Genomic DNA, 13,010 nt, shown 5'->3' on the forward strand with positions numbered 1-13,010 from the left:
ATTTTTAAGCTCGATGCAGGGGATATATGACCCAGGATTGATTTTCTGAAAACAGGAAATTGCACAATTCTCCAGAAATTTCACATCTTTGAAAAGCGGGCTGCTTTTGATGGCTGGGATTGCGCAAAGAAAAAGGGACGCATTGTCTGCTGCGTCCCTTGTGAATGCCGTTTGATCGCGGGAGTAAGGCGAAATCAGGAGATTTCTTCTACCCGGTGGCAAGCGACCTCGCGGCCTTCAAAAACGCGCAGTTCCGGGCGAACCTGGGCACATTGCTCGGTCGCAAACGGGCACCGCTTGTGAAAGGCGCAACCCGATGGCGGGTTGATCGGTGATGGCAGTTCACCCTTTAACGGTTCGGCCTTTACCCGGTGTGCCGGGTCGATTTTCGGGGCGGAAGCCAGAAGGGCGCGGGTATAGGGGTGAAGCGGGCGGTTAAACAGTTCCTCGGTCGGGCCTTTTTCGGCAACCCGGCCCAGATACATCACCATCACATCATCGGCGATATGCTGCACCACCGAAAGGTCGTGCGAAATGAAGACATAGGCGACATTCATTTCGTCCTGCAGGTCCATCATCAGGTTCAAAACCTGTGCCTGTACGGATACGTCCAGTGCTGAAACCGGCTCGTCGGCAACAATGACCTTGGGCTCCAGGATCAGTGCGCGGGCAATGGCGATACGCTGGCGCTGACCACCTGAAAACATATGCGGGTAACGCCCGTAAAATTCGGGACGCAGGCCAACTTTTGCCATTGTGTCGCGAACACGTTCCTGCCGTTCCTTGCGGCCCAGCTTGTCCATGTTCAGCAATACCGGCTCTTCCAGAATCTGCCCGACTTTTTTACGCGGGTTAAGCGACCCATAGGGGTTCTGGAAAATCATCTGCACGGTGCGGCGAAACAGCTTCGCATCTTTTTCCGAAAGATTGCCAACCGCTTCGCCATTGATTTTAAGCGCACCCGAAGACGGCTTCTCAATCAGGGTCAACTGGCGCCCAAGGGTGGATTTGCCACAGCCTGATTCACCAACAACCGCCAGCGTCTTTCTGGCTTCAAGCGAAAATGAAACCCCGTCCAGCGCCTTTACCGACGCAGTGGGCTTGCCAAAACCGCCACCCACCGTGTAATGCCGCGCCAGATTGTCGCCTTCCATCAGGGCGACGCCGGGTTTTGATTCAAGAAAGCTCATTATGCGGTCCTCCCGGTCGGCTGGCCGTTATCATCAAGCGGATAGAAGCAGCGAACATCGCGACCGTAATAATCGCCAACCAGCGGCTGCTGGGCGACGCATTTATCCGTGGCATAGCGGCAACGCGGGCTAAGCAGGCAGCCTTTCGGGCGGTCATGCGCACCTGGAACCACACCAGGAATGGTGCGCAGGCGGTCATGACCGGCAGAACGTTCCGGCAGGGCCTCAAGCAGGGCCTGGGTATAGGGGTGGCGCGGGGCGGCAAACAGGCCGTCTGCCGGGCCGCTTTCAAAAAGCTGGCCCGCATACATCACCTGGATGCGGTCTGCGGCCTCGGATACCAGTGCCAGATCGTGGGTAATCAGGATCAGAGCCATATCGCTGTCAGATTGCAGTTTCAATAGCAGGTCAATGATCTGGGCCTGAATGGTCACGTCCAGTGCGGTAGTGGGTTCGTCGGCGACCAGCAGGCGCGGGTTACACGCAATGGCCATCGCAATCACGATACGCTGGCTCATCCCACCAGAAAGCTGGTGGGGATAGGCCTTCATGCGTGATTTCGGGTCGGGAATACCCACCTGGTTAAGCAGATCCAGGGTGCGTTCACGACGCTGGCGTTTATTGCCACCTTCATGAACCTTCAGGGCTTCCATGATCTGGGTTTCAACCGTGTAGCACGGATTAAGTGCCGACATCGGGTCCTGAAAGATCATGGCAATGTCTTTGCCGGTGATGTTTCGGCGCTTGCGCGCCGGCATCTTGAGCAGGTCCTGCCCGTCAAAGGTCAGGCTGTCGGCGGTGACACGGCCGGGATAATCGATCAGCCCCATCAGGGCGAGTGAACTGACAGATTTGCCAGAACCCGATTCACCAACGATGCCCAGGACTTCACCACGTTCAACCGAATAGCTGACGGAATCAACTGCCCGGAACGGATTGCTTTCCGAGCCAAATTCGACCGTCAGGTTTTTAACTTCCAAAAGTGCCATGACGATTTACCGCTTCATCTTGGGATCGAGGGCATCGCGCAGACCATCACCCATAAGGTTAAAGGCAAGCACGGTGATCAGGATGCACAGGCCGGGGAACGTAACGATCCACCAGGCGGAACCAACGAATTCGCGGGCATTTGCCAGCATCGAACCCCATTCCGGCGTTGGCGGCTGGGCACCAAGACCCAGAAAGCCAAGGGCCGCGGCATCCAGAATGGCATTGGAAATACCCAGCGTGCCCTGAACGATCAACGGGGCGGCACAGTTGGGCAGGATGTTGATGAACATCTGGCGCAGGGCACCGGCACCGGCAATTTGCGATGCGGTGACATATTCCTTGTTCAGTTCCGAAATTACCGAGGCACGGGTCAGGCGCACATAATGGGGCAACTGGACAATGGCGATGGCCAGCATCGCATTGATCAGGTTCGGGCCAAGGATGGTCACAATCGCAAGGGCCAGCACCAGGCTTGGGATGGACAGCATGATATCCATGACACGCATGATGCCAACTTCGACCCAGCCGCGGAAATAACCGGCAGCAAGGCCCAGCGTGATGCCCGAAACAACCGAAATCACCACAACAAACAGGCCGATAAAGACCGAAAGCTGCGCGCCATACATCAGGCGTGAAACCATGTCACGGCCAACTGCATCGGTGCCAAGCAGATATTCCGAACTGCCGCCTTCCTGCCATGCCGGAGGCATCTGGATGGCGGTACGGTCCTGCGAAATCGGATCGTGCGGTGCAACGACCTGGGCAAAAATGGCCAGGAAAACGACAATTGCCACAACAACAAGACCGGCAAGGGCACCACGGTTCTGGCGGAAATAGTGCCAGAATTCGGCCAGCGGCGAGGGCGGCTTTGCCACCATGCTGGCTTCGAGTTCCTTAAGCGCGGCATCGTCCTGTTCGGGCGAAGTAGCGGGATTTGTTTGTGTATTCATAAACTTGCCATCCCTTAGCGCGTATGACGGATGCGGGGATTGATCACGCTGTAGGTCAGATCGACCAGCAGGTTGACCAGCATGATCATGATCGCGATCAGAAGAATTCCGCCCTGAATGGTCGGATAGTCGCGACGGCTAACAGCTTCGACGATCCATTTGCCGATACCCGGCCAGGAAAAGATCGTTTCGGTCAGGATTGCACCGGCCACCAGCACGCTGACCTGCAGGCCGATCACGGTAACAACCGGGATCAGGGCATTACGCAGCGCATGCACGATTACGACCTTGGCCGGGCTCAGGCCCTTGGCACGGGCAACGCGGATGTAATCTTCACGCAGCACTTCAAGCATTGACGAACGGGTCATACGGGCAATCACGGCCATCGGAATGGTGCCCAGCGCGATGGACGGCAGGATCAGATGCTGCAGGGCATCGATAAAGGCGCCTTTTTCGTCGCTTAACAGCGTGTCGATCAGCATGAAGCCGGTTGTGGGTTCGATGAAGTAAAGCACCGACAACCGCCCTGAAACCGGCGTCCAGCCCAGAGATACCGAAAAGAACATGATCAGCATCGTTGCCCACCAGAAAATCGGCATCGAATAGCCGGCAAGCGAGATGGTCATGGTGGTGTAATCGAAAATGCCACCGCGGCGCACTGCGGCGATAACACCGAGCGGCAGGCCGACAATAATGGCAAATAGAATGCCCATGACGCCCAGTTCAACTGTTGCCGGGAACAGGGTCATGAATTCTTCAAGGACGGGTTTTTTGGTCACAAAAGATTTGCCAAGGTCGCCCTGGAATACGCCCAGCAGGTACTGGAAGTACTGAACGATGACAGGCTGATCAAATCCGTATTGTGCCTTGAGCTGGGCGTAACGCGCCGCATCGACACCGCGTTCACCGGCCATCATCAGGATGGGGTCGCCGGGAATGAGGCGGATCAGGAAGAAGACCAGCAGGGTAACGCCGAAGAATGTCGGCACAATGTCACCCAGTCTGCGGAAAAGGAATCCTAGCATGCCTTGGGGCCTTTTTGCTCATTCAGGCGCGTAATGGTTGTGCGCGCTTGAACGTTCTCTCTCTTATTTTTTGATCTGATAATGCGAAGAGGCCCGGATAACCGGGCCTCTCGACTTCATGGTGGCGTGATTATTCTTTGATATCGACGCCGTAGAAGATGTGACCGCCAAACGGGTCAATCTTGTAGTTTTCGACTTCCTTGCGGATCGGTTCGAAAACGACCGAGTGCGCGATGGTTGCCCACGGAGCCTGTTCCTTGAACACGACCTGAGCCTGTTCGTAGAGACGGGTACGTTCGAGAACGTCCGAAGTAGTCTTCGCCTGCTGGATCAGCTTGTCGAAGTCTTCGTTGCACCACTGTGCACGGTTCGAACCGCCAACAGCATCACAGCCAAGCAGAACGGCCAGGAAGTTGTCGGGGTCACCATTGTCACCGGTCCAGCCCATCAGGAAGGAACCCTGTTCGCCTTTTTTGGTGCGCTCAAGGTATTCGCCCCATTCATAGGAAACGATCTTGGCCTGAACGCCGATCTTGGCCCAGTCAGCCTGGATCATTTCAGCCATACGGCGTGCGTTCGGGTTGTACGGGCGCTGTACCGGCATTGCCCAGATATCGGTCTCAAAGCCGTTCGGATAACCGGCATCAGCCAGCATCTTCTTTGCAGCTTCAGGATCGTAGGGATCGTCCTGGATGTCGTTGTTGTAAGACCAGATCGTCGGCGGAATCGGGTTTTTCGCTTTCGAACCTGCACCCTGGTAAACGGCTTCAAGGATCGCGTCCTTGTTGATCGCCATGTTCAGGGCCTTACGGACTTCGGTTTTGGTGAACGGCTCTTTCTGGGTGTTGTAACCCAGGTAACCAACGTTCAGACCTTCCTGGCTCATCAGGTTGATGGAATCATCGGCATCCATCGCCTTGAGGTCAGCCGGGTTCGGATACGGCATCACCTGGCATTCGCCAGCTTTCAGCTTCTGGTAACGAACGGTGCTGTCCGGGGTGATTGCGAAGATCAGGTTGTCAATCGCAGCCGGGCCTTCCCAGTAATCCGGGTTGGCTTTGTAACGGATGACAGCGTCTTTCTGGTACTGGACATACTGGAACGGACCGGTGCCGACCGGCTCCAGGTCAACCTGTTCCGGGGTGCCGGCTTCAAGCATCTTGTCGGCATATTCGCCCGACAGGATCGATGCGAAATCCATTGCCATGTTGGCAATGAACGGTGCTTCCGGACGGTTCAGGACGAATTTCACGGTGTAGTCGTCAACCTTGACGATGTCCTTGATCAGGTCCGGCATCGACATTGCGTCGAAATATTCGTACGAGCCACCGCTTACGCCGTGATACGCATTTTCTTTGTCCCACATACGGTCAAAGGAATACATCACGTCATCAGCATTGAAATCACGGGTCGGCGTGAAGAAGCTGGTGGTCTGGAATTTTACGCCTTTGCGCAGGTGGAAGGTGTATTCAAGGCCATCGGCCGAAACATCCCAGCTGGTTGCAAGGCCCGGAATGATCGTGGTGGTGCCACGTTTGAACTGGACCAGACGGTTGTAAATGTTCTTTGATGTCGCATCAAAGGTGGTACCCGAGGTGTAGAGCTGCGGGTTGAAACCTTCCGGGCTTCCTTCCGAGCAATAAACCAGGGTCTTTGCCGAAGCGGCCGTCGGTGCGGCCCAGGCAGTCGTCGCAACAAGGGCTGCGCCCAAAGCCGCTTTGACGAAAGTCGCTTTCATTTATGTGCCTCCCTCAAGGCTGGCCCGAACCCCCGTTTGGCATCTGCAAGTCTCACCCGCTGCAGGATGCCCGACAAGTCCGGGCTGGTTGACCCGATCCAACGCACATGTTGGTAATCGTCGAGGGAAAGTAATCAGGGTTTTTGCGTACCGTCAACGTCTGCTGAGGGATTTTACGGAGGGAAAAAAGCCCGACGACACCTGAATTTATGTCAAGTGTTTGTTATTTTTATGAAATTAAGGATAATTTTTTTCGTGGTCTGCCATGCGATTTTTTCGGGTCAGCTTGTGCCACTACGTAAAAATGCGCCTCCGTCATGTAAAAACGGGGCGCATTTTCATATTTTATCCCATGCAGGGATTCGTGCATTTTTTCAGACGATTAGTGAAACTTATGAACTTTGCAACCGCGTCTTGAGCGCGTTTATTGCGTCAATGTCGCTATTCCATGCAGTCACAAATCGGTAAGCCTGTTTGCCCAGCGACGGCCACGGGTAAAAAAGCATCCCCGCGTCGCGCAGGCGCGTTACCGCTGCGTCAGGCAGGGCAACAAACAGTTCGTTTGCCTGGCTTTCGATCAAAATGCTGCCGCCCTGTGCCTGTAAAAGGCTGGCCAGTGCGCGGGCGGCATTGTTGGCGTTGCGGGCATTTTTCAACCACAAATCGTCGCGGATATAGGCCGCAAGCTGTGCTGCGAGATAGCGATGCTTTGAAAGCAGATGCCCGCTGCGTTTACGTGCCAGTTCGGCCTTTGCGCGCAATGACGGATCAAACAGGATAATCGCCTCGACCGCGAGCGCCCCGTTTTTGGTGCCATCAAAGCTTAGCGCATTGACGCCGGCTTTCCAGGTGACGTCTGCCGGGTGGCAATCAAGGGCGGCAATGGCATTGGCAAAGCGTGCGCCGTCCATGAACAGCTTGGTGCCAAATTGCTGGCAAACACCGCCAATCGCCGCAATTTCATCAGCATCATAAACGCCACCCAGTTCGGTGGACTGTGTAACGGCCACGCATTCCGGCGTTACCGAATGCACACCGCGATCAACCCGGCTTTCCAGAAAGGATGCCAGGGTGATGGCTTCAAGTTTGGCCGCCGGGCCATCGATGGGCAGCAATTTTGCCCCACCGGTAAAATGGGCAACGGCGGTTGATTCATCTTCGTTGATATGGGCTTCGTGGTGGCAAACAATGCCGCCATAGGGTGATACCAGCGTTGACAGGCTGATGCAGTTTGCCGCCGTACCGGTGCTGACGGGAACAACCGCAACTTCGTGATCAAACAGGTCCGAAAAAGCGCGATCAAGCGTTGCTGATACATCATCATTGCCATAGGCCGGGGCGTTGCCAGTGCATTGTTCGTCAATTGCGGCCTGTATTTCGGGGCAGACCGGGGTGACATTGTCAGAAGCAAAATTCATTTTCGTGATATTCCTGTTGGTGGCGGGCAAATTCCGGGCTGGCGGCAGGGCGATGTGCCGCCAGTGTTATAATTTATGCGCGTATTGTTTCATGCCATTTGGCGCCAAACAACCGGCCTTGGGGGCTGTGTGGCTTAAAGGCCATTGGCCAGCGCGGTGATGTCTTCAAGCGGGCTGTTCCATGCGGTGACAAAGCGGTATGCCCCTTTGCCAACAGCGGGCCAGGGCCGGAAAATGATGCCTGCTGCCTGAAGGGCTGCTGCCAGGTCATCTTCCATCCACATGAAAAGTTCGTTGCCCTGTGGCTGATGGGCAACACGGGCACCAAGGCAGCCAAGGGATTGTGCCAGAAGCTTTGCCGCCATATTGGCGTGCTTGGCGTTTTTAAGCCACAGGTCGCCTTCAAGATAGGCCAGCAATTGTGCGGCCAGGTAACGGTGTTTGGAAAACAGATGCCCGCCGCGTTTGCGGGCCTTTTCGGCCTTTTTGCGCAGGGTTTTGTCAAACAGGATAATGGCATCCACCGCCAGCGCCCCGTTTTTGGTGGCACCAAAGCTTAGCACATCCACACCGGCCTTCCAGGTGATGTCTGCCGGGTGGCAACCAAGTGCGGCCACCGCATTGGCAAAACGTGCGCCATCCATAAACAGGCGCATGCCATGTTCTTTGGCAACCCGGCCGATATCCTGAATTTCAGCCACACTGTATACCGCGCCAAATTCGGTGGCCTGGGTAATGGCCACGCATTCAGGGTCCACGGCGTGAATGCCCCGGTTGCTTTGCGCGGTTAAAAAGGCATCCAGTGCAGGGGCTTCAATCTTGGCCGAGGGGCCATCCATCGTCAGCAATTTTGCCCCGCCGCCAAAAAAGGCAACACCGGTTGATTCCGTCTGGTTGATATGGGCTTCATGGTGGCACACCACCCCGCCATAGGGCGATACCAGCCCGGAAAGGCCAATTAGGTTGGCAGCCGTGCCTGTTGCCACGGGAATAACCACACAGTCAGTTTCAAACAGCGTGGAAAATGCCGCATCAAGCCGGGCGGAATCTTCATCCTGGCCATAGGGCAGGGCGCTTGAACTGGACTGGGCAACAATCGCGGCAAGGATTTCCGGGCAAACCGGCGACACATTATCGGATGAAAAATTCATGGGGGACCGTTTGTGATCTATGCGGGTGGCAAAAAGGCGTTAATGCCCACCATTGGCCGATAAATGCCGAAATGCAAGCATAACAAAACCCGCCAAATGATCTTTGGCGGGTTTGTAATGGTGTTGGCATTATAGGGTGCTGATTGGTGTGTTAATCCGCGTGCTATTTGCTGGTGGCGACAAAAACACCGTCCCATTCCGGCCCCGGGGGCATTTTGCGAAATGCGGAAATGCGTTCGTTATACATATCATAAAGAACAGATAGATCGCAGATCGTATTTTCCCGAAGCCCGGCGAGAAGTTCTTCAACCAGATCCCAGTTCTGCCCGCGATAGGCGGTGATCATGGCATCATGGTTTTGCGCAAGTTTGGCAAAATCAGCACTATCACGCAGGTCGAGATCACCCAGCACGGTGAAAATCTCGACAGCTTCGCTTTTGCCCTTCACTGCGATCAGGTCAAGCTGCAAAACAGCAAAGCGTTCGGAAACCGTCACTGCCGTATCCTGGCCGATGACGATATCCACGCCGTAATTTTTGGATTGCCCCTCAAGGCGCGATGCAAGATTTACGGCATCGCCCAGCACGGAATAATCAAATCGCTGGTCAGACCCCATATTGCCGACAACGCAGGTGCCGGTATTCACACCAATGCCGATATTTAAGGGCAAAAACACTTTGCCTTCGGCCTTTGCTTCGGCTTCGCGTTCGTCATTTAGGGCACGCAAGGCAACAAACATGGCAAGGGCAGATTCACAGGCCTTTTCCGGGTGCAACGGCACATCAAGCGGCGCATTCCAGAACGCCATGATGCAGTCACCCATATATTTGTCAATGGTGCCATCACGCTGTAAAATGCAACTGGTCAGCGGTGTCAGCAGACGGTTGATCAGTTGGGTTAAGCCCTGCGGGTCGGACTTATAGCTTTCGGAAATGGTGGTAAAACCGCGCACATCACAAAACAGCAGGGTCATGTCGCGCATTTCGCCACCCAGTTTCAACCGTTCGGGATGCTGGGCCAGCTGTTCGACCAGGGCAGGTGACAGATAGGTTGAAAAGGCCCCACGCACCTGGCGTTTTTCACCTTCGGTGCGCATAAAACCAATCAGGCTGCCGGTAAGATAAACCAGGATGGTGGCAAGACTGGCATATAGCGGATCAATCAGCAGGTGATGCTGTCGAAACGCCCACCACGAAAAACCAATGGCCCCGCCAATCAGCGCAACACCAATGACGGCGGGCCATAATGGCCCTAATCGCGGAATGGCAATAATGAAAAACAGGCCAACAATCACCAAAGCCAGCATTTCCGCCTGCGATGCCCAATAGGGCCGCGAAAGGAACTGCTGCAACAACATCTGTTCGAGCATTTCGGCATGGACCTCTACCCCCGGTAAAACCGGGTTTAGCGGCGATGATCGCAAATCAAGCAGGCCCGCGGCACTGGTGCCAATCAACACTGCCGTATCCTGAAGGGCACCTTCGGGCAGGTTGCCATTCATCACATCGGATGCGGAAATATAACGCTGCTGTTCATGCCCGGTGAAATAGACCCACATATTCCCCGTTGCATCGGATGGAATGGTTAACTGACCCACACGAATAGCATCCACCCCGTCCGATGTGGTCCAGCTTGCCGCCCCGCTGGCACCTGAAAGGCGCACATTCATGGTGCGCGGGGCATCCTGCATCACACGCAGCATTTCCATGCTAAGTGTCGGGTAAACCGGCTTGCCGATCAGGGGCTGTTCGGCATCAAGGGCCAGTAACAGGGGCACACGGCGTACAACGCCATCGGCACCTGGCGTTACATTGATCAGGGCGTTGCCTGCTGCGGCATCTTCAAGGGCGGGCAGGTTGGTCGCCGCGCCCGAAAGGGTCGGGATATATTCGGCAATATTGCGGCCCTGTGCCCCGGCAATGGAAAAATTGCCAACCTGGCGCGGCACATTGCCCAGCTTGCCATTGGTTAGCTGGGTCGCTGTGACAATCTGTCCAACCCCATCAATGAACTGTGCAAACAGGGCGTCATGGTCGGGCAGGTTGCCCGCCAATTTGCGGATTTCGGCACTATTGTCGTCCTGCGGCCAGTCGCCCACCACCCTGGCGGGGGATGTCCGGTCGGGTTCGGCAAAGATGATGTCAAAGCCAACAACCGCCGCCCCGGCAACGCGCAATTTGTAAATCAGTTCGGCCAGGCGTGTGCGCGGCCAGGGCCACTGGCCCAGTTCGGCCAGGCTTTTGTCGTCGATATCAACAATGCGCACCCCGACATCCTGAAAATCACGCGGGGCGATCCGCTGATAGGTGTCGAACACATTCATGCGCAATTGGCCGACCAGGGGCACATCCTGCCAGCGCAATATAATGCATGCCGCCAAAACCAGCAGCGGGATCAAATAATGCAGTATGCCAGACAGCTTTTTGCGCATGATGCTTGTTTTTCTTATCAGGGATTTTGCTGGATGGGGGGATCTGGATCGGGGGCAGGGCCCGGATCGCCTTTATCTTCAATAATGCCATAGGTCAGCTGCGCGCCATCCGGTGCGGCATTTGTTGTCAGGTTTACCTGAACGGTGGTTGGCGAAGTAAAGGCAACCGTCGCGTCACAGCCCATTGTTTCGCAATTGTTCCCGCTTGGAATGTTGAAATCGTCACCGGTCAGCACGGCATAGTCTGAATTGTTGGTAAATGTTTTGCTCGCGCTCATATACCCATCGGCACCGGCTGTGTCGGTGATGTTGAACAGTTCCGTGAAAATTTCCCGCGAACCAAAATCAACCGCCGTATAGGAGTTGAAAGACATGCCCTGTGCCGATGTCAGTCCACTGCCGGTATAGAAACCGGTCTCGATCTGCCCCAACTGCTCATAGGTGATGGCGTCAAGATAGTTGTCATCCTCGACATCCGTCAGCCCATAGGCACCCTTGACGGCATCGCTGACATTGTTGGTTGAAAGTTCGACTTCAACATCTGTCGGCGTTTTGAAAATGACTTTTCCCGTACAACCGATATTCAGGCAGCCCTGGCTGATATAGGTGAAATCCTCGTTGGTGAATACCAACTGCCCCGACGTATTGTCGGTGTAGGATTTCTGCATGATCATTTCATATGTTTCCTGATCGGGGATGATCAGCTGGAGCTGCGAACCCTGTGTTTCGGTGATCTGGCTAAAGCTGGATTCAATCTGACGGCTGCCAAAATCGACGGTCGTCATCGAATAATAGCCGAGATTGGCACCTTGCACATACGTTCCACCGACATAATAGCCGCTACTGATGTCACGCATGGCATCATATGTTGCGGCTTCAATCTCGGTGCCGGGATTGGTGATTTCAGGGTCGCTATGCACATCATTGTTTTGCTGTGCGGTTTCATTGCTGGTGTCGCTGGTTTGCGATGTCACATTGCCCTGGTTAACTGCAACATTCAAAACCTGCGCCACTGTCTGGCCGGTCTGGTTGTTGGCGCTGGCCATTGTGTTGCTGTTTAGTGCTGCTGCCTGGCGACCACCTGATGAACTGCCATTCTGCCCGGATGCGTTTGATGATGATGACTGGCGCGCCTGGCCCGACTGACCCGATCCATTGCCGGAACCCGAATTGCTGCTGGTTGACGAGCCGGAATTGCCGTTTCCGCCACCGCCGCCATTTCCATTGCCGCCGCCACCATTGCCGTTCCCACCGCCATTATTATTGCGGTTTTGCGGTGACGGACGCGTGACAAGCGCACTCATATCCAGCCCGGCCAGTTCGGTTGGAAAGCGGGTGGGCGGGGTTACGGTTTCGCCGGTAATAAAGGCACCAAACCCTTCACTTGAAAGCGGTTGGGTCACACCATTTAACGATGTCAGTTCCACCGCACCGGGGCGCGAGCCTGAATCATTTCGATCCGCCCCCGGGCCAAGATTGACCACCCCGACAATCGGCCCGGTTGGCGTTTGGCCGCCCAACTGGTTTTGCGCAAATTGCTGCGTTTGCGGTGACCAGTTGCTGCCACCACCCGCGCCATTGGGGCCTGGCCCGTTTTCAACCGACACCAGAAACTGTGTGCCACGAATACCGATCGAACCAACCGGCAGGTTGATCTTCATGGTTTTCGGATCGTTATGGGCCAGTTTGCCGGTCAGAACGCGCACAACGCCGCGCGTGATGCTGGCTGTCATATGGCCCTGATTGTTCGATGGGTCATAGACAAAATCGTCAATCGCGATTTCGCTGTTCGGGCCGATTGTGAAAACGGTTTCATCCATCAGCAATATCTGCATGCCCGACCCGGCGGACGACGTAATGTAATCACCCAGATAAATGGGTTGGCCGCTTTCGATCTGGGTGCCGACAATGCCTTTTGCCTCGGCCAGTTCGACTTCACCGCGCACAGCCGCACTGACACCTGCCTGTTGGCCGCGTGCAAAGGCCGGCTGGCTTGACAGCATCGTACCAACAGCCAGAAGCCCCAAGGTGCCCAGCATAAACGGTGTGGGGCGGTGTGGCCTGCCTGACGGGCGGATTGTGACGTGGGGGACGATTGATCGGGTCATATCGCGTCT

General features: G+C 55.4%; 9 protein-coding genes. All 9 read right to left on the reverse strand.

What is annotated here, in order from left to right; genetic code table 11:
• Nucleotides 1–194: 194 nt before the first annotated feature.
• Entirely contained in the window at nucleotides 195–1,190 is a 996-nt protein-coding gene (locus CSC3H3_RS03630; protein ID WP_101263834.1) for a peptide ABC transporter ATP-binding protein, read from the reverse strand.
• Nucleotides 1,190–2,179: a dipeptide ABC transporter ATP-binding protein gene (gene dppD / locus CSC3H3_RS03635; RefSeq protein WP_101283789.1), complete on the reverse strand. Its 990-nt coding sequence runs from the start codon at nucleotides 2,177–2,179 to the stop codon at nucleotides 1,190–1,192. Before dppD ends, CSC3H3_RS03630 begins: the two co-directional genes overlap by 1 nt.
• Nucleotides 2,180–2,185: 6 nt before the next feature.
• On the reverse strand, nucleotides 2,186–3,058 hold the full coding sequence (locus CSC3H3_RS03640) for an ABC transporter permease subunit (protein ID WP_245881368.1): 873 nt from the start codon (nucleotides 3,056–3,058) through the stop codon (nucleotides 2,186–2,188).
• Between the two features lie 86 nt (nucleotides 3,059–3,144).
• A complete protein-coding gene (locus CSC3H3_RS03645; protein ID WP_101263837.1) occupies nucleotides 3,145–4,155 on the reverse strand; it encodes an ABC transporter permease subunit in 1,011 nt (336 codons plus the stop codon).
• 130 nt (nucleotides 4,156–4,285) lie between these two features.
• Nucleotides 4,286–5,893 (reverse strand): ABC transporter substrate-binding protein, encoded by a 1,608-nt coding sequence (locus tag CSC3H3_RS03650; RefSeq protein WP_101263838.1) that lies wholly within the window; start codon nucleotides 5,891–5,893, stop codon nucleotides 4,286–4,288.
• A 392-nt stretch (nucleotides 5,894–6,285) separates the two neighbouring features.
• A complete protein-coding gene (locus CSC3H3_RS03655; RefSeq protein WP_101283791.1) occupies nucleotides 6,286–7,311 on the reverse strand; it encodes a threonine aldolase family protein in 1,026 nt (341 codons plus the stop codon).
• Between the two features lie 134 nt (nucleotides 7,312–7,445).
• Nucleotides 7,446–8,462: a threonine aldolase family protein gene (locus tag CSC3H3_RS03660; protein WP_101283793.1), complete on the reverse strand. Its 1,017-nt coding sequence runs from the start codon at nucleotides 8,460–8,462 to the stop codon at nucleotides 7,446–7,448.
• A 163-nt stretch (nucleotides 8,463–8,625) separates the two neighbouring features.
• Complete coding sequence (locus tag CSC3H3_RS03665; RefSeq protein WP_101283796.1) at nucleotides 8,626–10,893, reverse strand: CHASE2 domain-containing protein; 2,268 nt, start codon at nucleotides 10,891–10,893, stop codon at nucleotides 8,626–8,628.
• A 17-nt stretch (nucleotides 10,894–10,910) separates the two neighbouring features.
• Complete coding sequence (locus CSC3H3_RS03670; RefSeq protein ID WP_157831819.1) at nucleotides 10,911–13,001, reverse strand: FecR family protein; 2,091 nt, start codon at nucleotides 12,999–13,001, stop codon at nucleotides 10,911–10,913.
• Between the last annotated feature and the right edge of the window lie 9 nt (nucleotides 13,002–13,010).

The organism is Thalassospira marina (assembly GCF_002844375.1).
Lineage (GTDB): Bacteria > Pseudomonadota > Alphaproteobacteria > Rhodospirillales > Thalassospiraceae > Thalassospira > Thalassospira marina.